21 protein-coding genes and 1 pseudogene are annotated in these 21,094 nt (G+C 31.0%); 8 read left to right on the top strand and 14 right to left on the bottom strand.

What is annotated here, in order from left to right:
- Positions 1–58: 58 nt before the first annotated feature.
- The 6 genes from NQQ59_RS17880 to NQQ59_RS17905 form a co-directional block, all read right to left on the bottom strand.
- Positions 59–451 carry a hypothetical protein gene (locus NQQ59_RS17880; protein ID WP_144216347.1) on the bottom strand — a complete coding sequence of 131 codons (393 nt, stop codon included), beginning with the start codon at positions 449–451 and terminating at the stop codon, positions 59–61.
- Between the two features lie 58 nt (positions 452–509).
- The gene (locus tag NQQ59_RS17885) at positions 510–737 is read right to left on the bottom strand and encodes an AtpZ/AtpI family protein (RefSeq protein ID WP_144216349.1); all 228 of its coding nucleotides are present in this window, start codon (positions 735–737) and stop codon (positions 510–512) included.
- Positions 718–1,116, bottom strand: a complete 399-nt coding sequence (locus NQQ59_RS17890) for a bactofilin family protein (protein WP_144216351.1) — start codon at positions 1,114–1,116, stop codon at positions 718–720. Before NQQ59_RS17890 ends, NQQ59_RS17885 begins: the two co-directional genes overlap by 20 nt.
- 2 nt (positions 1,117–1,118) lie before the next feature.
- A complete protein-coding gene (gene porW, locus NQQ59_RS17895) occupies positions 1,119–3,737 on the bottom strand; it encodes a type IX secretion system periplasmic lipoprotein PorW/SprE (protein ID WP_144216353.1) in 2,619 nt (872 codons plus the stop codon).
- An 87-nt stretch (positions 3,738–3,824) separates the two neighbouring features.
- Positions 3,825–4,520, bottom strand: coding sequence for an ABC transporter ATP-binding protein (locus NQQ59_RS17900; RefSeq protein ID WP_144216355.1), 696 nt, complete (start codon positions 4,518–4,520; stop codon positions 3,825–3,827).
- Positions 4,521–4,589: 69 nt separating this feature from the next.
- Positions 4,590–6,059 (bottom strand): DUF5687 family protein, encoded by a 1,470-nt coding sequence (locus tag NQQ59_RS17905; RefSeq protein ID WP_144216357.1) that lies wholly within the window; start codon positions 6,057–6,059, stop codon positions 4,590–4,592.
- 128 nt (positions 6,060–6,187) lie between these two features.
- Between NQQ59_RS17905 and NQQ59_RS17910 the strand changes: the two genes are divergently transcribed.
- From NQQ59_RS17910 to NQQ59_RS17920, 3 genes are all read left to right on the top strand, one after another.
- Positions 6,188–7,240, top strand: a complete 1,053-nt coding sequence (locus NQQ59_RS17910; RefSeq protein WP_144216360.1) for a 2Fe-2S iron-sulfur cluster-binding protein — start codon at positions 6,188–6,190, stop codon at positions 7,238–7,240.
- Between the two features lie 131 nt (positions 7,241–7,371).
- Positions 7,372–7,680: a hypothetical protein gene (locus NQQ59_RS17915; protein ID WP_144216362.1), complete on the top strand. Its 309-nt coding sequence runs from the start codon at positions 7,372–7,374 to the stop codon at positions 7,678–7,680.
- Positions 7,681–7,912: 232 nt separating this feature from the next.
- Positions 7,913–8,257 carry a hypothetical protein gene (locus NQQ59_RS17920; RefSeq protein ID WP_257698405.1) on the top strand — a complete coding sequence of 115 codons (345 nt, stop codon included), beginning with the start codon at positions 7,913–7,915 and terminating at the stop codon, positions 8,255–8,257.
- Between the two features lie 45 nt (positions 8,258–8,302).
- Here NQQ59_RS17920 and NQQ59_RS17925 read toward each other — a convergent pair whose 3' ends face one another.
- Positions 8,303–9,313 carry a glycosyltransferase family 9 protein gene (locus tag NQQ59_RS17925; RefSeq protein WP_144216366.1) on the bottom strand — a complete coding sequence of 337 codons (1,011 nt, stop codon included), beginning with the start codon at positions 9,311–9,313 and terminating at the stop codon, positions 8,303–8,305.
- Positions 9,314–9,356: 43 nt separating this feature from the next.
- Entirely contained in the window at positions 9,357–9,962 is a 606-nt protein-coding gene (locus NQQ59_RS17930) for a DUF4254 domain-containing protein (protein ID WP_144216368.1), read from the bottom strand.
- 111 nt (positions 9,963–10,073) lie between these two features.
- Here NQQ59_RS17930 and upp point away from each other — a divergent pair, with 111 nt between their 5' ends.
- Positions 10,074–10,727: a uracil phosphoribosyltransferase gene (gene upp / locus NQQ59_RS17935; protein ID WP_144216370.1), complete on the top strand. Its 654-nt coding sequence runs from the start codon at positions 10,074–10,076 to the stop codon at positions 10,725–10,727.
- Here the strand turns inward: upp and NQQ59_RS17940 are convergent.
- Positions 10,722–11,651: a DUF6427 family protein gene (locus NQQ59_RS17940; protein ID WP_144216372.1), complete on the bottom strand. Its 930-nt coding sequence runs from the start codon at positions 11,649–11,651 to the stop codon at positions 10,722–10,724. The genes upp and NQQ59_RS17940 overlap by 6 nt on opposite strands.
- A 140-nt stretch (positions 11,652–11,791) precedes the next feature.
- Between NQQ59_RS17940 and NQQ59_RS17945 the strand changes: the two genes are divergently transcribed.
- Positions 11,792–12,022, top strand: coding sequence for a DUF6341 family protein (locus tag NQQ59_RS17945; RefSeq protein ID WP_144216374.1), 231 nt, complete (start codon positions 11,792–11,794; stop codon positions 12,020–12,022).
- Positions 12,023–12,065: 43 nt separating this feature from the next.
- Here NQQ59_RS17945 and purD read toward each other — a convergent pair whose 3' ends face one another.
- Entirely contained in the window at positions 12,066–13,340 is a 1,275-nt protein-coding gene (gene purD, locus NQQ59_RS17950; RefSeq protein ID WP_144216376.1) for a phosphoribosylamine--glycine ligase, read from the bottom strand.
- Positions 13,341–13,475: 135 nt separating this feature from the next.
- Between purD and NQQ59_RS17955 the strand changes: the two genes are divergently transcribed.
- Both NQQ59_RS17955 and NQQ59_RS17960 read left to right on the top strand, forming a co-directional pair.
- Positions 13,476–14,786 carry a phenylacetate--CoA ligase family protein gene (locus NQQ59_RS17955; protein WP_144221543.1) on the top strand — a complete coding sequence of 437 codons (1,311 nt, stop codon included), beginning with the start codon at positions 13,476–13,478 and terminating at the stop codon, positions 14,784–14,786.
- A gap of 114 nt (positions 14,787–14,900) precedes the next feature.
- Positions 14,901–15,356 (top strand): annotated as a pseudogene (locus NQQ59_RS17960) (ORF6N domain-containing protein).
- A gap of 65 nt (positions 15,357–15,421) precedes the next feature.
- On the opposite strand, the gene NQQ59_RS17965 reads toward NQQ59_RS17960, so the two are convergent.
- The 3 genes from NQQ59_RS17965 to NQQ59_RS17975 form a co-directional block, all read right to left on the bottom strand.
- Positions 15,422–16,189 (bottom strand): glycosyltransferase family 2 protein, encoded by a 768-nt coding sequence (locus NQQ59_RS17965; protein WP_144216378.1) that lies wholly within the window; start codon positions 16,187–16,189, stop codon positions 15,422–15,424.
- The gene (locus tag NQQ59_RS17970) at positions 16,189–17,556 is read right to left on the bottom strand and encodes an undecaprenyl-phosphate glucose phosphotransferase (protein ID WP_144221545.1); all 1,368 of its coding nucleotides are present in this window, start codon (positions 17,554–17,556) and stop codon (positions 16,189–16,191) included. Before NQQ59_RS17970 ends, NQQ59_RS17965 begins: the two co-directional genes overlap by 1 nt.
- A gap of 64 nt (positions 17,557–17,620) precedes the next feature.
- Positions 17,621–18,604, bottom strand: a complete 984-nt coding sequence (locus NQQ59_RS17975; protein ID WP_144216382.1) for a UDP-glucuronic acid decarboxylase family protein — start codon at positions 18,602–18,604, stop codon at positions 17,621–17,623.
- 191 nt (positions 18,605–18,795) lie between these two features.
- Here NQQ59_RS17975 and NQQ59_RS17980 point away from each other — a divergent pair, with 191 nt between their 5' ends.
- On the top strand, positions 18,796–19,887 hold the full coding sequence (locus tag NQQ59_RS17980) for a glycosyltransferase (RefSeq protein WP_257698406.1): 1,092 nt from the start codon (positions 18,796–18,798) through the stop codon (positions 19,885–19,887).
- Here NQQ59_RS17980 and NQQ59_RS17985 read toward each other — a convergent pair.
- Entirely contained in the window at positions 19,823–21,061 is a 1,239-nt protein-coding gene (locus NQQ59_RS17985) for an O-antigen ligase family protein (RefSeq protein ID WP_257698407.1), read from the bottom strand. The genes NQQ59_RS17980 and NQQ59_RS17985 overlap by 65 nt on opposite strands.
- Positions 21,062–21,094: the final 33 nt, after the last annotated feature.

Here is a 21,094-nt window from a genome sequence, read left to right on the forward strand (position 1 = left end):
TAATATTCAAAAGGATATGAAAAATTATTTTTAAACCTTGTTTTAAAGAATTGTTATTTTAACGCTTTTCATTTAATAATCGGATAGTTAAAAGCGTCTGAAATAACAAAAACAGCACAAATGTTATAAAAAAACTAATTTTTTCAACATCAGTTTCTCCTGTTTTGTTTTTTAGAATTGGTTGAAGAACAAAATAAGCCATTAACATTTGCGTAAAAGTTCCAAATAAAAATGCCATTCCGACGATTTCAAAATTCTTCTTTTTTACTATTAATAATATAAGGTATAAGAAAGCAGAAATTCCGAAGAAAAATAAATACAGTATTTCTAAACTGTAGTGGAAGTTTTGATCATCGATTTCGAAAAAAAAGAAAATTGCTTTATGAAGAACATATGTTACTAAAGCAAGACAAAATAAATATAAAACTGGTTTGTAATTCTTTGAAAGCATTTGAAATAAATTTTGTGCAAAGATGCAATATTTATCTCAAGCGATTTTTATTTGTAAACTACTTTGTTTTATTAATGTCATTTACTTGTCGAATTACATTATACAATGCAATTCCAACACCAACTAATACAAAGATGGTGTTGTAATATACTTTGGGACTTGGATGATTTTCGTCTAGCCAGGTTCCGAAATAAGAAAATAGAAAAATAATTACTCCCATTTGAAAAGGAATATTAATAAAGGCTAACCATTTATTTCTTCTATTATTATTCGGCTCCTTTTCCATCTTCTAGCATTATAACCGGATTAGAATGTGCTAGCATTGTACAAGTTGCTGTAAAATCTGCTCCTGGTTCTATTGAAAGTTTTCCAACTGCTACTTCTCCCTGAATTTGTGCAGTCGATTTTATATTGAGGATTTCCAGAACTTTTATTTTTCCATGAAATACTCCTTCTATATCAGCATTGTTACAGATAATTTCTCCTTTGACCGATCCTTTGGCTCCTATTACAATTTTTCCTTGCGAAGTAAAATTTCCAATCAATTCTCCATCTAATCTAAAATCAGCTTTAGAGACTATGTCTCCAACTATTGATGTTCCTTCTACGATTCGGTTCGTTTTTCCAAATTGTTCTGTTCCGGTTTTTTTTACTTTTTCAAACATTATTATGGGGTTTTTGGGGTCATGTAGGCGTCCAGGTTCTTTTTAATTTGAACCACTTTATAATTATCGGTGGATATAACAACTGCAGGATGAGCAATTTTATACTTTTTATCATCTCTCAAAACTCCGGCAACATCCTGGGCATAAGCCTCAGATTTTAAACCATGAATAATTACAAAACTTTCCGTTTTATTGTATTTATCAAAAGATGTCGTCAAGCGTTCAAAATTTTCAACTAACAAAAATACTCTGATCGCTTCTTCAATTTGTTTGAGCGTTTTGGTATCTGTATTAGAAACTGCATATAAAATTTTCCAGCTCTTGTTGTCTGTCGTTGTAAAATTCAATTTTTCTAAAACCGGAACTTGTTTCTCCAGAAGTTCTCTTGCATTTTTCCCTTCCTCACTATTCGGATAATTGTCTGCTACATTTTCCAGACCTTTTTTATAAGCTTCTAAACCATTTACTTTTCCTAAAGTATTGGCTTTTAACAACTCATACTTTGAAACAATATCATCTCCAGAATATTGATTGATGAGATTATCAATATTATCTAAGACTTCATTAAATTTTTCTTCCTCAAAAAGTTTGTACCATTTTTGATATTCTTTGTCCGGACTTGAATTTGGATCTTCCGATTTATTGTTTAAAATCTGAGCATATCTTGAATCTGGATATTTAGATGAAATCTCCGCTTTTATAGCCTCTGCTTTTTGTGGATTTGTAATTTGATAAATCTTATACAAATTATACATCGAAGGCAATACCAGTTTTTCTTCAGGATTGTTACGTAGCAATTGTTCCAGTTTATCGCTGGCCAGATTATATTCTTTAAACTTCTCCTTATATATAAGTCCTAATTGGTAATAGGCAAAATTGCGTTCTTTACCAATACTGTCCATTGCTTTCTCAGATGTTGGAAGTTGTTTGGTATAAAATGCTACAGTATATTTTTCTACAACAACGGTATCTTTTAAAGCAATTGCAACATCTTGATTCGCAATACTATCATTAATTGCAATATCACTAGCCGATTTTACTCCTGCCAATCTCCAGTTTCCTCCCAATGTCCTATTTCCCCACATTTTTCTAAACTGCACTTTTCCATAAGCAACTGTCGTTGGATTATAAAAGTAAAATGTACTCGTTGCATCATTCCCTCCAGGAGGCATTCCTAATCCTCCTCCATCCAGTTCTGCAGGTTTACCTAAAGAATTTGGGTTTACAGCTCCGTTTCCAGAATTATCTGCTCGAGAATTTAAATCGATATTAGCTAATCGTTCTTTCTCTTTTTCTTCTAAAATGCGTTTTGCTTCGTCTTTCTTTTTTAGCTCTGCAATATAATTTTCGAAATAAATCTTCTTTTCAGTAGCTGGAAGATTGTATACCTTAATAATACTATCATTTCGTTTTGCAACTGCTTCGTATTTAATAACGTTATCAAGATTTTTTCTGTTTTTTTCTATGAAAGCATATTCCCTTGTTTTAGGATCCAATTTTACTAGAGTACTGTCATAATATTTTGCAGCCATTGTATAATTTGTATTTTTAAAATACATATTACCAATGTTTCTATATGCTGAAGCCATTAAATAAGGGTCTTTAGATTTTCTACCTAAAGATTTATTGTAAAATTTTAAAGCATTATCCTGATCTTTCTTTTTATCATAATAGACTCCCATTTCATAAAAAAGGAAATCATAATAAGGACGATTTTCACGATCGGTCACTAGTCTATTAAATGTTTTTAAAAAGATGGTATCATTATCCCTTCCGTAATCAAACAACTGTGCTTTTTTCGCGTAAGCGTGCATCATGTATTTACGATCTGCTTTTCGATTTAAATCAATTACTTGATCATAAAAGTAAATGGCACTGTCACGTTTTTCTTCTTCCTGATACATTTGCCCCAGAATAAAACGATATCTCGCACGTTCTTCATTTTTTCTGGTGAATTGTTCTGCGATTCTTAGTTTAGCAACGGCACTGTCTTTTTGTTCTAGGTTTAAAAAAGCTTCTGCTAAAAGAGCATTTGCATCTGCAAAAGTCTGTTTATCTAAATCTGTTTTTTTAAGTAAAAGTTTAATGTTTTTAAGAGCAATCGCATCGTTGCCCAATCGCATATTGGTTTTTTCACGCCAGATTTTAGCCGTGTAAATATTGTTACTTTCGGGATATTTGTACAAGATATAATTGAATGCTTCAATTGCAGGAATAAAGCGCTGATCATAATATCTTGCTTTTCCTAACATAAGATAAGCTTCATCAATCTGCCAGTTTCTTTCTCTTCCCCCAATATTCATGGAGTGTTTCTGAATCGCTTTTGTTGCTTTTGTTTCCGCACGTTCAAAATCAGGATTTTTAGCTTTTTCTCCTTCAGAAAAATTTTCATCAAACTGCATTTTTTCAATAGGCAGTAATTTCCAAAAATTGTCCTCATTATTGCCTTGAATAGATTGTAGACCTTTTTCTAAGCCAATTCCTCCGTTGTACAAAATATTATACTTTGTACCTACTGAGTGTGAAGTTCTAGACAAAAGAGTATTTTTTTTGGTAGAACAAGCTATCAAAAAGAATATGAAAACGAAAGTAAAACTATATTTAAGAGTATTCTTTTTCAATAGAAAAGAGTTTAAAACGATAACTACTAAAAATCAATTTTAGTATATTGACTTGTAAAAATACGCTTCTTTTTGTAATATAGAAATTTAAACTGCAAAAAACAATTCCAGTTCCTGCAAGGTCTCTTTTGAGGTTTGGATATCCTTTACAATTTCCCCTTTATTAAGCGCAACAATTCTATCACAAACTTCGACCGTGTGCTGTAAATCATGGCTTGATACCAAAACTGTTACATTTGGATTGTCGGCCAAATCTTTAATGATTTTTTTGAGTCTACTTACTGTTGTCGGATCCAGATTGGCAAATGGCTCGTCTAAAATTATGACTTCAGGATTTCCTATAAGTGTGGCAATAATTCCAACTTTTTTCTGATTTCCTTTAGATAAATCTCTTAAGTATTTTTTATTTTTTAAAATTTCTCCGTTAAAAAACTCTTCATTTTGTGCTAATAAAGCATCCACATCTGCTTTGTTCTGATTTCGAAGTTCTCCAATAAAATAAAAATATTCTTCGGGAGTTAAGTAACCAATCAGGAAACTCTCATCTAAAAATGAACCTGTAAAAGATTTCCAGTTTTCACTTGTATTAACCTGAATATTATGGTTTAAAATATTTCCTTTTGAAGGCTGAATTAAATCTAAAAGCAAACTGAAAAAAGTAGTTTTTCCTGCTCCGTTATTTCCTACCAATCCGAAACTTTGCCCTTTTGGAATTTCAAGATTTTCTATATTTAAAACTGTTGTATCGTTATATTTTTTTTGAAGTTGATTTACTTGTATCATGGTCATTTCAATTTTAAGTTTTTTGATTTTTGATTCATTCTCGAACTGTCACATTCTCTGACTATCAAATTAATTCTTTTGTTTATAAGCGCTTATAGTACTGTACTTTTCTATTTTGTATCTTTTTTCAATTAATGAAAACACTTTTTCTTTAAATACAAATCCGAGAACTCCGGCTCCAGCAACCAAAGCCAGTGCGATTGGTTTACTTCCAAAATGAAGTCCAAGCCAATACAGTAAAAGAGGTAAAACTATCTTAGGTAATGAAAGAAGCATCGCATTTACGTTAAAAGCTTTTTTATCTCCAAATGCTCCACCGGCATTACTTAAATCTATTGGTGTTTTGGTAAATGCGCCGCCTAAAAGAACTAAATGCGAATTAACTCCAATATTATAAATTGCGCCAACCACTATAGTCAGATAAACTTCCCATCCGAAAAAAAGATAAAATGAAGCCAGAATTGTCGATACAAAAGTTGCAATTACAATCAGCCACCATTTTGATGTGATGTAACCACGATACGGAATATTCTGAGTCATCATGAGCTGATAATACGAACTATCCCAGCTTGGTACAAATTGTCCGAAAACAAATAAAAAACCACCCGATACAAAAATTCCCGCAAAAATGTGCATTACTGGCTTATCATAAGCTTCAATACCTCCCGAAAAAAATAGTAAACCGTAAAACAAAAAGATAAAACTCATAAAAAGAGTCGTTTTTGATCTTTTGTTTCTTTTAATTAATCGAATGTCATTTTTAAGAAACGTTCCAACATTTCCAAACTGATTCAACCATGAAAGGTTTTCTGTAGAGGCAATATCTTCTTTTTGTGAAAGACCAGCATCCAGATATAAATTGTTTTTGAAATATTTAAATGTGAAAAGATATAACCCAATTAGGACTAAAATCGGAATTAAAAATAATCCATCTATATCGTAAAGACTTTGAAAGAACGGACTTGTAAAAACTGTTACATCAAACAGTTTGTAATATTGTGCTCCGCCAAGAGCAATAATTACAGCTACAAAAACAACGAATAACTTATCAATATTGCTTAAAATAATATTCAAAAAATTATTGATGTAAATAAAAGCCATCATGGCTAAATGCCAAAAAATTATCTCAACAACATCATATCCGTTCAAAATTAATACAACCGAAAATGGAATAAAAAACAAGGCGTGTACCCAATTGAAAAAAGATAAAACCGTTTTTCCCAAAGAAAAATGAACGATAGTATTTTTCTGAAACGGCAGTATCAATAAAGGTTTAATATTTAAAACTGGAATTGCCTGTAATAACAAACGTATCGCCAAATCAAACAGAAAATAATAAATTAAAAATCGGTTGATTGTTTGCAACGGCTCTAAATTCATTTTTTTAAGCACATAAAATGCTCCTACTCCCATTCCGATAAAAATTAATGAAAAATAGATCATTAGAAAACCTATTATAATTTTCATTGCCAGGTTTTTACCAAAAGATGCAGATCTTATAAACGCTTTCCATTCAAGGTAAATAAACTTCTTAATCATGGTTTATGGTTTTAGTATTTGTTTAGTAAGAGATCAAATGTAGGAAAACGTTACAAAAAAAGTTAAAAAAAATAATTTCGTGCCAATCATTTAACAGTGGTTTGCTACTTTTGCAGAAAAATTCTATCATGCCTTCATTCTTAAAACTAATAATAAAAGAGGTTAAACGCGAAACTGCAGATGCGGTTTCGATACTTTTTAATGTTCCCGAAGAACTAAAATCTGACTATAAATTTATAGCAGGTCAATATATAAATTTAAAACTAACACTTGACAATCAAGAAATTAGACGTGCTTATTCTATTTGTTCTGCACCAGATAGCGGTGAATTAAGAATTGCAGTTAAAGCGGTAAAAAATGGTCTTTTTTCTCAGTTTGCTAACACCAAACTAAAAGCAGGAGATGTTCTTGAAGTAGGTCAGCCAGAAGGTAAATTTACTTTTGAGCCAGATGCCGAAAGACAAAAAAACTATGCAGCTTTTGTAGCGGGAAGTGGTATAACGCCAGTTCTTTCTATCATAAAATCGGTTTTGAAAAATGAGCCAAAGAGTTCATTTGTATTGGTTTACGGAAACAGAACTCCTGAACAAACTATTTTTCATCAGGAATTGCATGATTTACAATTACAATATGTAGGAAGATTTTTTGTGCATTATGTATTTAGTCAAGCAAAAGCTGAAAACGCTTTGTTTGGAAGAATTGAAAAATCGGCTGTAAATTTTGTTTTAAACAACAAGCATAAAGAATTACAGTTTGATAAATTCTACTTATGTGGTCCAGAAGAAATGATCAATACTGTTTCTAATGTGTTGAAAGAGAAAAATGTAAAAGAATCAGCTATTAAATTTGAACTTTTTACGTCTTCTTCTGAAGAACATGAAATTCAGGGTTCTCAAGAAGGACATACAAAAATTACAGTTTTAGTAGACGATGAAGAAACGACATTTGAAATGTCTAAAAAACAAACCATTCTTGATGCTGCTCTAAAACAAGGTGTTGATGCTCCTTATTCTTGTCAGGGTGGAATCTGCAGCAGTTGTTTGGGACGTGTTACAAAAGGAAGCGCAGAAATGACAAAAAACTCTATTTTAACAGATAGTGAAATTGCCGAAGGTTTAATTTTAACTTGTCAGGCGCATCCAACATCAGAAACTATTTATGTTGATTACGACGACGTATAGTCTTTAAATTCAAAAAAATATAAAATCCAAATTCCAAACTTATTATTGGAATTTGGATTTTTTTTATTTGCATATTTGTCAAAGTTTGGAGTTTGGAACTTGAAGTTTTTAATATTGGAATTTAATCTATTATGAAATCAATTAGAGAAATATTTAGAAGCAATCAATCGCTTCTTGAAGAACCTGAAGTTATTCAGCTTGTCGATTATTGTTCGGAATTGCAAGATGAAATTGTGGAACTCAAATTTCAGAAAACAGATAACAAAGAACTTGCGATGCTCGATATGATCAAGGAAGTGATAAAAGGATGCAATGCCGTTGAAAGAGAGCAGATGGAACATGAACGTTATGGTTATGATGCTCCCAATTATCAAGAAACAATAGCAAATCTAAAAAGCTATATTTATAGTCGTTGTCGTGATGAAAAAATTTGGCTGTGATTGAAATAAAAGCAAAATTTTACTAAAATATTGCTGAATTTTTATTAAATTAGGGCTATGATTATGGCAATCTCAATCTCGTGGTTTTATGTAGTATTGTAGGCTAAATCAAATTTGTCAAACATTTAAAACATTAAATATCATGACAGCTCACGTACATCACTTTCATCTCTCTTTACTTGTTATGTTGATTGTAACTGCTTCTCTATGTGTTTTGGCGGTTATTATAAAAATGAAAAACAAAAAAGGTCCTAAGTTGCTCGAAAGAGAAAAATACAATTCAACTATGACTGAAAAAATGGTAGAAGTAAAAAAAACTGATTCTAATATCTTTAATATTTGGCCTTATGTAAGTAAACTAAAATCTGCCAAAGTTTTATCTAAAAAAATTAAAGATCACGACCTAATTTATAAAATTTACAGAGATTCATCAGAAAAATTTGAACATATTTTGTTGTCAACTGAAGACAAAAATAACTTTGTCAGCATTATAGTAAACAAAAAAAGAAAAAAAACAATAGGATATTCCTTCCTCGATTCTAATGAAAAATATGATTTAAGCAAAAATATTGCTTAACGATTAAAAAAAACTTCTCTATAAAGAGAAGTTTTTTTTGATATTTTATGAAAGTTGTTCTACAACTTTGTCAAAAACGTGTTGTGGTAAAATGGTCCTCATAGCATCCTCATAACCTTCAACTATTTTATTTCCGTAAACAGAAGTTGGTAGTTTTGGATATTGATTTCGGTCTGAAGTCAGTGCGTTTTCTAAACTTTGATTGAAAGGCAAAAATCCCGCGTATGGATGCGTTGCACCCCAAAGCGTAACTACTTTTACTCCCAACATTGCTGCAATGTGAGCATTTCCAGAATCCATAGAAAGCATGACATCAAGATTACTGATTAATTGTAATTCCTGCTGAAATTTAATTTTTCCAGCCATATTAATTACATTTTCAAAAGGTTGCACAAGAGAATCTAAAATTTCGATTTCTTTTTTTCCGCCTCCAAAAAGTAAAATTTTATTCGCTGGATTTTCTGCTAATTTCTCAATTACTTCTTTCATCAAATCTAAAGGATAAACTTTAGAATCATACTGTGCAAAAGGCGCAATTCCGATTAGTTTTGAATTTTGGTTTCCGATAATTTCCAAAATATCAGCACTTAAAACTGCTTTTTCAGGAAAATTTGGATTCGATAAATTTATAGGAAAACCCAATTGTTCAAACACTTTTGCATGTCTTTCGAACATGGTTGGCAGTTGTTTGAAAATCTTATTTTCTGTGCGAGTTAGTTCTTTTTTTCCTTCGCGACCTTTATCAACAGTTGCTCTTTTTTTTCCGCTTAAAGCGAAAAGCAAACTCACAACTTTAGAACGTAAGACATTATGAAGATCTGCAAAAGCATCAATCTTCAGTTGTTGCACATCTTTAAATAATCGAAAAAGCCCCGGAAATCCTTTGTGTCTTTCTTTTTCATCAAAAGCAAAAAACTCTAAATTCGGAATTCCATCAAAAAAAGGTTTGAAAAATGGACGGGAAATAACGGTTAGTTTTACCGTTGGATATTGTTTTACAAAAGCTCGTAAAACAGGAACCGTCATGGCGACATCTCCCATTGCGGATAGTCTCATGACGGCTATATGTTTGATTTTGTTGTTGGACAACTCTGCCAAATTATTTTTTATTTTGATATAAAACAGGGTTCAATTCGTCGTCGTTGTACATTTTCATTTGTTTGTACACTTTCATGAATTTATCTCCATTTTCAATATCTGTCAATAATTCTTCAATTGCTGTAGATAAATCTGTTCTTTGTTCTAAAAGTACATTTAATTTTTCTTGACATTTATCTCTGTGCTCTTGTGAAGCTTCAGCGCGTGTAGCTTCTTCATGCATATGATAAATTTTTAAAGCCAAAATAGACAATCTGTCAAATGCCCAAGCCGGACTTTCAGAATTGATTTTTGCTCCGTCTTTTACTTTGATATCACTATATTTTTGCAAAAAGTAACTGTCAATATATTCTACCATATCAGTACGCTCTTGATTCGATGCATCAATTCTTCTTTTTAGAGTTAATGCTGCAACAGGATCAATCTGTGGATCACGGATAATATCTTCAAAATGCCATTGAACGGTATCAATCCAATTTTTAAGATATAACAAATGCTCAAACTTATCTTTTGGATAAGGATTATTGATCGGCTGGTCAACATTATCAAACTGGTGATAATCTTTGATACTTTGCTCGAAAACAGAATATGCTAATTTTGAAAACATGTATTTATTTTTTTAGAGTTACAAAGATACTTTTTATACTTTTATGCTACGAAAAAAAGGAATTATTTTTCGTTTTTATATCTTTATTCGTTAATAAATTAATATTTCATCATGAAAATTCATTATATATCTGAAAACAATAGCGTTCTAAATCATTTTCTAGGACAAATTAGAAATGTAAATGTACAGAACGACAGCATGCGTTTTAGAAGAAATATTGAACGCATTGGAGAAATTATGGCGTATGAATTAAGTAAAATTTTACCTTATAAAAATGTTGAAATTCAAACTCCACTTGGCATAAAAAAAACAACCGAAATAAATACAGATCTAGTTTTATGCCCAATTTTAAGAGCCGGATTACCTCTTCACAACGGGTTCTTGAATTACTTTGATCATGCAGAAAACAGCTTTGTTTCTGCTTGCAGACATCATCCAAACAATGATGATGAATTTGAAATTTTGGTTGAATATCAGGCAATTTCAAACTTAAACGATAAAACTGTTTTGCTTCTTGATCCGATGCTGGCTACTGGCCAATCAATTGTGGCTGTTCACCAAAAACTGATTGAAAATGCTGCTCCAACAGAATTTCATATTGTAGTTGTTATTGCGGCGCCAGAAGGAATTGCTCATTTAGAAAAAAATCTTCCTGAAAATTGTCATTTATGGGTTGCTTCTTTAGATGAAAAACTAAACGAGAAAAACTACATTATTCCAGGACTTGGAGACGCTGGCGATCTTGCTTACGGAAGTAAATTATAATTGAGAGAAAAAAGTAAATAAACTACAAACAATCAACACATAATAAACAATTTCGTTGTTTAATTTCTGTTGCATATATTCAACATGACTCGTTGCCATAATTGCTAGAGGTGCTATACTAAACAATAGTAAATCATTGCTTTTATCTGGTGAAATAATATAAACCAAAGCTGCTATAAAAAAGTATGCTACAATTTTTTTGTATGAAGAATGTACAATTTGTGGTCTGTTTGACAATGTCATTAACATTGAAGTAACGAAAAATAAGGTCACTGCAGTATAAATTGAAAGTGCAGCATTTTCGTAATTATTCTTAAAATAATCAATACTAAAATCGAGTTGAGCTCTTTCCTGAAAAAAAGCAACCACATCAATATTGAAAATTAAAGAAGTCATATAGAATAAAATTGCCACCGCTAAAAGTGCAATAAATGGCAAAACCCAGTTTCTATAATCGCGTGAAACGTGAAAAACTATTGATATATAAACCAATATCAAAAACAAAATACTCCAAAATTGAAATAAAGAAGCTACAAAAATCCAAAATGCGGCATCAAATATTTTTTCTTTAGAAGCTTTAAGAGATTGTAGTGAAATTAATCTTCGAAGCGCCAATAAAACAAAAAAGTTAGCATAAACAACATTTGCATTATTAAATATTGTAGGGAAAAATAAAAGAAACAACAAATAGAAAAGTATCGCATAACCGTTGTCTTTACTGAGTCCGTTCTTTTTTACGACAAAATTTATCATGAAAAATGAAGCCAAAATAAAAAGCAGCAAACTTACTTTTTGGAAAGCCAAAAAATAAGAAGTGACCCAAGATGGATCTTTAATTTGGAACGTAAAAAAGAAAACCAGTATTAAAATTACAACCAATGAATAATTTAATGGCGTAGATTTTTTAAAAACACTTGTTATCATAAGGATATTTTATACTTTTGTGGTTGTAAAGATAATATTTGTTTAAAAGGAAAAACCTAACAAGTTGAAAAAAGATTTGTCTAACCGAATTTTATCTTCAAGGTATTACACAACATAAATAACATATAATTTTAAAATTTATGAAAGCTTTTTTCGAAGGAATTCAATACTTATTCGTTAACATTTTGTTTGCTCCTCTTGACTTTTTACGTCATTTGGAATTAAAGACATGGTTTGGTGCAAACACTATTAACTGGATTTTCATGATCATCTGTGCATGTGCAATCGTTTACTGGATTAAACAATTACGCATTTTTGATGACGCTGGAACAGAAAACCAAGATACAACGGCTCATTCATTTTTAAAATAAAAAACCAAACCCTTTAATTAAAAAGGGCTGGTGAATTTATTTTTTAGATTAAATCGAAACCGATATCTTTTCTAAAATACATCTTATCAAAGCTTAGTTTATCTATGTTTTGGTAAGATTTTTTTATGGCCTCTTGGAAATTATCTCCGTATGATGTCACAGCAATTACACGTCCTCCATTAGTAACGACATTTTCGCCATCTAATTTTGTTCCCGCGTGAAAAACTATAGAATCTGTAATATTTTCTAAACCAGAAATTACTTTTCCTTTTTCGAAATCTTCTGGATATCCGCCAGAAACTACCATTACAGTTGTTGCGCTTCTTGGATCAACTTCTAAATTAAAGTCTCCTAATTTCTGGTCTGCAACAGACAAGAACAATTCAACTAAATCTGATTTCAATCTCGGAACCACAACTTCAGTTTCAGGATCACCCATTCTTACGTTGTACTCAATAACAATTGGTTCACCTTTTACATTGATTAAACCAATAAACACGAATCCTTTATATTCGATTCCGTCTTTTTGAAAACCTTCGATAGTTGGTTTTACAATGCGAGTTTCAATTTTTTCCATTAAAACTGCATCTACATAAGGAACTGGAGAAACTGCTCCCATTCCGCCTGTGTTTAAACCTGTATCTCCTTCACCGATTCTTTTGTAATCTTTTGCTGTCGGAAGAATTTTATAGCTTTTCCCGTCAGTTAAAACGAAACAGCTTAATTCGATTCCGTCCAAGAATTCTTCAATAACCACTTTTGAACTTGCTGTTCCGAATTTTGCATGAACCAACATGTTTCTTAATTCCGTTTTTGCTTCTTCAAGATCTTGAATAATCAAAACACCTTTTCCTGCCGCTAATCCGTCTGCTTTTAAAACATATGGCGGTTGCAATGTTTCTAGAAACTCACATCCTTTTTCAACCGTTTCAGCAGTAAAACTGTCATAAGCTGCTGTTGGAATGTTGTGTTTCATCAAGAATTCTTTTGCAAATTCTTTACTTCCTTCTAATTGTGCACCCAATTGAGATGGTCCAATAACTGGAATATTTTTTAAACTTTCGTCGTTTTTAAAATAATCGTAAATACCTTTTACCAACGGATCTTCAGGTCCTACAACTACTAAACTTATATTTTCTTTAAGTACTAAAGCTTTTACTGCTTCAAAATCTGTTGCAGAAATAGCAACGTTTTCAGCAATTGCAGCAGTTCCTGCATTTCCAGGTACTACAAAAAGTTTTTCGCAAAGCGGACTCTGTGTCATTTTCCATGCAAATGCATGTTCTCTTCCGCCTGATCCCAATAATAAAATTGTCATGGTGTTGTTGTATTTAGTTGTGGTGCAAAAATACTTGCTTTTGCACGTAAAAAATAATTAAATCTTTAAAAAGTTGTTGGTTCTTTAAGGTTAGTCATTCCTAAACCTTATTTTTGAAGAAATTTATTCCTTCTGATGTTTAAAATTTTCGACATAACATTATTCTTAAATGGTTTTCCGATTAAGAAAGCCAAAGCCGAATTGGATAAAATAATTACTGTTTCAGAAGATAATTATAGTGATTTTGTCGAGCAGAGAAAAAGAGAAATCGTTGATTTTCATCTAAAAAACAATACTTTTTACAAAAAATTAGCCAAAATCGATTTTTATGAAAACTGGTCCGATTTGCCTGTTTTAACTAAAAAAAATCTTCAAATACCTTTAGACAAGCGATTATCAAAAGGGTTTACTGCTAAAAATGTTTACACAAACAAAACTTCGGGTTCCAGCGGAGATCCTATGATTTTTGCAAAAGACAAGTTTTCGCACGCCATAACTTGGGCAGATTATATACGTCGTTTTTCGTGGTACAAAATAGATTTTAATTCCTCTTTGCAGGCTCGTTTTTATGGAATGCCGTTGACGTTTCTAGCAAACAAAAAACTACGTTTCAAAGATTTTTTAAGTCGTAGATACCGATTTAATATCTTCGATTTATCAGACAAAGGATTAGAAAAAATTACAGCACAATTTCAAAAAAAGAAGTTTGACTATATAAATGGTTATACTAGTAATATTGTTTTATTGGCAAAGTATTTACAGAAAAACAATAAAGTACTGGCTGAAATCTGTCCTTCATTAAAAGTTTGTGTTGTAACTTCAGAAATGCTTTTTGAAGAAGATCGAATTTTATTAGAAAAACAACTTGGCGTTCCTGTTGTCAACGAATATGGATCGTCTGAAATTGGTATTATTGCTTTTGAAAATCCTGAAGGAGAATGGCTTGTCAATTCTGAAACTCTTTTTGTAGAAATCTTAGACGAAAATAATCAGGCTGTTCCATACGGAACAGAAGGTCGAATTGTTATTACAAGTTTAGATAATAAAGCGCATCCTTTTATTAGATACGAAGTTGGTGATTATGGAATTTTAGACGAAAAAAGTACCTCAAAAAAACCGATCTTAAAAAAATTAATTGGCAGAACCAATGATGTTGCCATTTTACCAAGTGGTAAAAAATCTCCAGGAATGACTTTTTATTCTATTACCAAAAAACTATTTGGTGACGAAGGAAATGTCAAAGAATTTAAAATCATTCAAACCAAATTAGATGTTTTTGAAATAGAATACACCAGCGAACATGAATTAACTAATTCTGAAATAAGAAATATTGAAAGAGAATTTTCTAACTATTTAGAACCTGGTTTAAAATACGTGTTTATGCGAAAAGACAGTTTGGAACGCGGTAAAAGCGGCAAGCTAAAACAATTCAAATCTTATTTATAATATAAATAAAATCTTACATTTGTTTTTTTTAATTAAAAACTTATGGACGATCATTCTCTACTTTCTGAAGAAACAATTTCTAATAAAATATATTTTATTCGCGGACAAAAAGTGATGCTGGATCGTGATCTAGCTTTACTATATGGAATTGAAACTAAAGTTTTAAAACAATCTATTAAAAGAAATATTTCCAGATTTCCTTAAGATTTTATGTTTGAACTTAATAAATCAGAATTTGAAAATTGGAGGTCACAAATTGTGACCTCCAATTCTGACAAGATGGGTTTGCGTCATGCTCCGATGGCTTTCACCGAACACGGCGTTTTGATGCTTTCAAGCGTATTAAAAAGCGACAAAGCCATTCAAACCAATATTCAAATTATGAGAATTTTCACGAAAGTGAGACAAATGCTTTTGGATACAACTGAAATAAAAGTTGATATTCTTCAGATTCAGAAGAAGTTGGAGAATCATGATAAAAACATAGAATTGGTTTTTTCTTATTTGGATGAATTAACTGAGAAAAAAGAAAATCAAGAAGAAAGAGTAAAAATTGGATATAAAAAGTAATTCTTTTAAGGTCGCAAATTGTGACCTTGAAACTTGAAGTCACAATTTGTGACATCAAGATGAATTCAAATTTTCTTAATGTATTTTTGTTTTACAATCAACTGCGTGTATAAAAACCGAATCATCAACAAAACAGCAAACACAAAATTATACCCGTGAAATTGTCTATAAACTCCAAAATTGTGTTTAATTAATTTGAATTTTGAAGAAGATACAGAATCTTTTCTAATTCTATAAAAAGCCAAAGGTTCCGGAACTGGTTTCGCTGTTTTAATTTGTTTTAGAATCGTAAGCCAAATTCTCCAATCTTGGCGTTTTTGCGTAGTTTCCAGAATAATTTTTCCAAAATAATCTGCATCGTAAATCGCTGTCAAATTGCCTACGTAATTACAAAAAAATAATTGCTTATAAGTCAGTGGATTTGGCGATTCGACCCTTCGATTTAAATCATTTCCTTCTTCGTCAATAGAATCGTAAAAACTAAAAGTAAAATGTAAATTATTAGCTTTTAAAAACTGAATCTGCTTTTCTAATTTCTCCCGAAACCATAAATCATCGGCGTCTAAATAGGCAATATATTTTCCTGTGGCTTTTTCTAAAGCGGCGTTTCTGGCAAAACCATTTCCGCGATTTTCTGGTAGTTTAAAGAGTTTTATTCGACTGTCTTTTTGAGCAAATTCTTCAATTATAGCAACCGTTTTATCTGTTGAAGCGTCATCGACCAAAATCATTTCCCAATTGGTATACGTTTGATTTTGAACCGACTCAATTGTAGATCTAATGAACTTTTCAGTATTATAAGTTGGTATTAAAATAGATACTAAATCGTTCATTAATATGCTTTTTTATCGCCTTTGAAAATGTTAATTATCGTTTGCGAAATTATTTTTAGATCCAAGATTAAAGACCAGTTTTCGATATAAAAAACATCAAATTTTATTCTGTTTATCATATCTCTTTCTACAGTTATTTCTCCTCTAAAACCACTTACTTGTGCTAATCCGGTAATACCAGGCTTCACACAATGTCTGATCATGTATTTTTTTACTCTATTACCATATTCCTTATTTTGAGACCATAAATGCGGTCTTGGCCCTACAACCGACATATCTCCTAACAAAACATTGATAAATTGAGGCAGTTCATCTATACTGGTTTTTCGCATAAATCGACCTATTTTTGTAACACGCGGATCATTTTTTGACGCTTCTTTTTCTGTTGTTTTGTTAATGTACATGGAACGAAATTTATAACATACAAATTCATTTTCTTCCATCCCAGGTCTTCCTTGCCTAAAAAATACTGGCCCTTTTGACTCTAATTTTATTAAAATTGCCAATAGAGGAATTAACCATGACAACAAAAATACAATTACAAGTATAGAAAATATAATATCAAAAAAACGTTTTATAAATTTAATCGCCGGTTCGTTAAGCATGGTTTGTTTTAACGAAAGCACCGGAAAAAAATCATAATAATCTATTTTTAAATTTTTAGAAAAAATCTCCTTTGTATCTGGAATAAATTTTAGGGTTTTATTATTTTCATCTGCAAAATCAATCAGGTCTTTTAAGCTTTTATTTGAAACTTCACTCAAAGAACAATAAATTTCGTCAATTTCATTTTCTATCACAAATGGCTTTAAATCAACTAATTTACCAGTAATATTTGAATTAACTTTTTTATCTGAGAAATATCCCAAAAATCTGTATCCGTAGTCTTTTCTTGTTTCAAATAGATCTTTTAATCGAATGGCTTCAGGACTAAGCCCAATAATAACCGCACTTCTATAGTTACTGCCTGTTATAATTCTATATTCTTTTAGATAAAAAAACAAAGCAAATTTAAAAACGGTAACCAACACTAAAACGAGCGATATAAACAGTAAAATCTTTGATTCGTCAAAAATTGCTTGTCTTGAAAACGGAAAAAAAGCAATAATGGTTAAAAGAAACAAAATTGCTTGTTTTATGATTTTTGATACAATAACGATTGGTACCGTAAAACGATATATGCTGTAAAATTTAATTGAAAATGCAACAATTGCCCATGCTACATTTTGATATAAAATGAGTATCCAAACATTTGAAACCAGATTTTTAAAAGCAAAAAAACTGACTATCGAAATCACAAAAAGGTCGATTAAAATACTTATTGGCCGAATATATTTTGAATACCTTCCTGTGTGAAATTTGCTCATATAACTCCTGTACAATTTTTATTCTATATAAATATATACTTCAAAAACTGATTACTGATTACTGTTATTTAATATAGCTTGAAAAGTCCTTGTGCTCTTCCTTAGAAAGTTCTTCTTTAGAAAGTGATCTGAAATAATCATATGTTATTCTCATTCCTTCGGCTCGACTAACTTTTGCTTCCCAGCCAAGTAATTCTTTAGCTTTTGTAGTATCCGGCTGACGCTGCAATGGATCATTTACAGGTAATGGATGGTATATCACTTTTTGATTTGTTCCTGTAAGTTTTATGATTTCTTCAGCAAAATCTTTTATGGTAATCTCGTCTGGATTTCCAATATTTACTGGATATACATAATCAGAATGCAGTAATCTAAAAATACCTTCAACCTGATCATCAACATAACAAAATGAACGAGTTTGCATACCGTCTCCAAAAATAGTTAAATCTTCTCCGCGAAGTGCTTGACCGATAAATGCAGGAATTACTCGTCCGTCATTTAATCGCATTCTTGGACCGTAAGTATTAAAAATACGTACGATTCGAGTTTCTACTCCGTGAAAGGTATGATATGCCATTGTAATGGATTCCTGAAAACGTTTCGCTTCGTCGTAAACGCCTCTTGGCCCAATTGTATTTACGTTTCCATAGTATTCTTCAGTTTGCGGATGCACTAAAGGATCTCCATATACTTCTGAAGTAGATGCAATAAGAATCCTTGCTTTTTTAACTCGTGCCAAACCTAGTAAATTGTGAGTTCCTAACGATCCTACTTTTAAAGTCTGGATTGGAATTTTCAAATAATCTATAGGACTTGCTGGAGAAGCAAAATGCAAAATGTAATCTAATTCGCCTGGTATATGAACAAATTTTGTAATGTCGTGATGGTAAAATTCAAAATGCTCTAACTTGAATAAATGCTCAATATTTTTAAGATCTCCTGTAATCAAATTATCCATTCCGATAACAAAATAACCTTCCTTGATAAATCTGTCGCACAAATGTGATCCTAAAAAACCCGCTGCTCCGGTAATAAGTATTCTTTTCATAATGATTTTGTTGAACCTTTTTGTTTTTGGTAATCTATGTAAACTTGCACAAATGTAATAAAATATCTTACCTTTCAAATTGACTAAAAACTTAATGAATAAGAGAATTTGCATTTTTTATTCATTATTAAATCGCTTTATTCTATTTTTACGAAACTAAATTTTTGAATGCTTTGAAAGTTGTACATATTGTGGAAGCACTAGAAGGTGGTGTTTATACTTATTTTAAGGATTTGTCGGCTTTCTTTGGTGATGAAAAAAAAAGCGAAGCCATAGAAACTGCTATCATTTACAGCAGTAACAGAAATGGTGTAAGTTTACAAAAAGTTAATACTGAGTTTTCCAATAATGTTACCTTAATCAATCTCGATATGGTCCGAGAGATTTCATTCTTTCAGGATTATAGAGCTATTATCAAACTTCATAGAGAACTTAAAAAATTAAAACCAGATATTATTCATCTTCATTCTTCAAAAGCTGGAGTTTTAGGACGAATCGCTGCATTTTTCTTATTCAAAAAAGTCAAGTTGTTTTATACCCCACATGGCTATGCTTTTCTAAGAACCGATATATCAAAAAATACAAAAAAATTCTATTCTGGTATTGAAAAAAGTTTTCAACGCCTTTTTGGTGGAACTATAATTGCCTGCGGAGATACAGAATTTGAAATTGCAAAAAAAATTGGCCCTGCAGAACTAATTCGAAATGGAGTTGATATTGATGATATTCGTCAGCATTATTTGCCTCAAGAAAATACAAAACTAACAATCGGAATTTTAGGAAGAATAACTGCTGCAAGAAATCCCAAAATGTTCAATGATATCGCTCTGAGTTTTCCTCAGTTTAATTTTATCTGGATTGGTGACGGAGAATTAAATCATTTAATTACAGCACAAAATATCACAATTACGGGCTGGATTCTAGACAAAAAAATGGTTTTTGAACAAATGAATGCTATAGACATTTATCTTCAAACTTCTTTATGGGAAGGTCTGCCTATCGCTATTTTAGAAGCCATGGTTTTGGAAAAACCTGTAATTGCAACTAACATTATTGGAAATAAAGATATCGTTGTTCCAAACAAAACAGGATTTCTTTTTAATACAATTGATGAATTAGAAAACTATTTTGAGATTCTGAAAGACAATAAAACAAGAGCAGAATTAGGCAAAAATGGATTAAAAAGATGTTATCAATATTTTGATAAAAACAAAAATTTTAAGCAGCTTCTAGAACTTTATCAACGGTACATCTTTGCAGAAGCCAATAACTTGAAAAAATAGAAAACCAAAATCCGCTAAAGGCAATACCGTCAAATCGTAGCAGGAAATCATCTGTTATGTTTGAAGTGAAAAAAATGATAAAAAACGAAATGATAATAGCGTTTTTTAAATTAATTCCTAAATATCCAATAGTAAAAATATATAGTATTACTACTATCGGACCCAGAATTCCAAACTTGAGTAGAAAATCTAAAAACTGATTGTGTGTCGGGAATTCATATTTAGCCAAAAAATGCTGATTTGTTTCTTTGTAATATTTATTTAATTCTGGTTTTCCGTCTGAGGCACCAACGCCAAAAGGAAGATTTTTAATAGATAATTCCCATGCTGATTTCCAGATCGAAAGTCTGGTTGCCAGAGTATTAAAAGCATAAATTTCTGGATGATCAATTTCGTCTAGCTTCCCTACTTTATCCATATATGCAAAAGTAACGGTAGAGTATTTTTGTTTCATATAAGGATTCTTCTGTACAAAAAAGAATAAAATACTGCCTAACACAAATAGAAGTCCAATTAACATTAATGCAATTTTACCGAAGCTGATTTTTGATTTTATTTGGATAATAAAAACAACTGCAAAACCAATCAGAACATTTACTAATGCCATTCTTGTATTGACCAAAAGCACAAATAAAAAAGATAACAAGAACATTATAAAACGAAGAACTTTTAGTCTTATTTTCTCATTTTTCTGAAAACTGTCAAACACAAAATAAAATGCACAAACAGAAACAAAAGCTAAGTGCATATTTAGCGCTGGCGCATGAATACCAATGCTGTCTGCAAATTTATAACCCATTTCAAAAAGGTCAATTCTGTTTAAATATTTGCTTAATAAATCAGGGTAAATGATATAAAACCTTATAGCAAACAGCAGCATTAAAATGGTTGTTGAGATACTGTAAATTTCAACCAATTTAAAAAATTTTACTCTTCGATAATTTCCAATAATAAAAATGGGAAACAATACTAATGAAGTACTTTTTTCAATTGCTTTTAGTCCTTTAGAAAAAGAATCATTGTTCCAAAACATTAATAATTCTAGCAAAACTGGTGAAGCAATAACCAGTATTAAAATCCATGACGTTCTGGTAAATTTTAATTTTCGAATAAAAATCAAATTAAAAACACCAAACAAAATAATCAATAATGAACATGGTTTTCTGAAAATCATTGCAATAGCAATCAGACACAAAAAAACATGGAA

It is taken from the genome of Flavobacterium panacis, from assembly GCF_024649945.1.
GTDB lineage: Bacteria > Bacteroidota > Bacteroidia > Flavobacteriales > Flavobacteriaceae > Flavobacterium > Flavobacterium panacis.

Excerpts from the sequence above, each read along its gene's own strand:
- NQQ59_RS17880 (WP_144216347.1), bottom strand. The coding sequence starts at position 451 with ATGCTTTCAAAGAATTACAAACCAGTTTTATATTTATTTTGTCTTGCT.
- NQQ59_RS17940 (WP_144216372.1), bottom strand. The coding sequence starts at position 11,651 with ATGATAACAAGTGTTTTTAAAAAATCTACGCCATTAAATTATTCATTG.
- NQQ59_RS17905 (WP_144216357.1), bottom strand. The coding sequence starts at position 6,059 with ATGATTAAGAAGTTTATTTACCTTGAATGGAAAGCGTTTATAAGATCT.
- purD (WP_144216376.1), bottom strand. The coding sequence starts at position 13,340 with ATGACAATTTTATTATTGGGATCAGGCGGAAGAGAACATGCATTTGCA.
- NQQ59_RS17930 (WP_144216368.1), bottom strand. The coding sequence starts at position 9,962 with ATGTTTTCAAAATTAGCATATTCTGTTTTCGAGCAAAGTATCAAAGAT.
- NQQ59_RS17890 (WP_144216351.1), bottom strand. The coding sequence starts at position 1,116 with ATGTTTGAAAAAGTAAAAAAAACCGGAACAGAACAATTTGGAAAAACG.
- NQQ59_RS17945 (WP_144216374.1), top strand. The coding sequence starts at position 11,792 with ATGAAAGCTTTTTTCGAAGGAATTCAATACTTATTCGTTAACATTTTG.
- NQQ59_RS17900 (WP_144216355.1), bottom strand. The coding sequence starts at position 4,520 with ATGATACAAGTAAATCAACTTCAAAAAAAATATAACGATACAACAGTT.
- NQQ59_RS17920 (WP_257698405.1), top strand. The coding sequence starts at position 7,913 with ATGAAAAACAAAAAAGGTCCTAAGTTGCTCGAAAGAGAAAAATACAAT.
- NQQ59_RS17910 (WP_144216360.1), top strand. The coding sequence starts at position 6,188 with ATGCCTTCATTCTTAAAACTAATAATAAAAGAGGTTAAACGCGAAACT.
- NQQ59_RS17915 (WP_144216362.1), top strand. The coding sequence starts at position 7,372 with ATGAAATCAATTAGAGAAATATTTAGAAGCAATCAATCGCTTCTTGAA.
- NQQ59_RS17975 (WP_144216382.1), bottom strand. The coding sequence starts at position 18,604 with ATGAAAAGAATACTTATTACCGGAGCAGCGGGTTTTTTAGGATCACAT.
- NQQ59_RS17970 (WP_144221545.1), bottom strand. The coding sequence starts at position 17,556 with ATGAGCAAATTTCACACAGGAAGGTATTCAAAATATATTCGGCCAATA.
- NQQ59_RS17985 (WP_257698407.1), bottom strand. The coding sequence starts at position 21,061 with ATGATTTTCAGAAAACCATGTTCATTATTGATTATTTTGTTTGGTGTT.
- NQQ59_RS17965 (WP_144216378.1), bottom strand. The coding sequence starts at position 16,189 with ATGAACGATTTAGTATCTATTTTAATACCAACTTATAATACTGAAAAG.
- NQQ59_RS17925 (WP_144216366.1), bottom strand. The coding sequence starts at position 9,313 with ATGAGACTATCCGCAATGGGAGATGTCGCCATGACGGTTCCTGTTTTA.
- NQQ59_RS17885 (WP_144216349.1), bottom strand. The coding sequence starts at position 737 with ATGGAAAAGGAGCCGAATAATAATAGAAGAAATAAATGGTTAGCCTTT.
- upp (WP_144216370.1), top strand. The coding sequence starts at position 10,074 with ATGAAAATTCATTATATATCTGAAAACAATAGCGTTCTAAATCATTTT.
- NQQ59_RS17955 (WP_144221543.1), top strand. The coding sequence starts at position 13,476 with ATGTTTAAAATTTTCGACATAACATTATTCTTAAATGGTTTTCCGATT.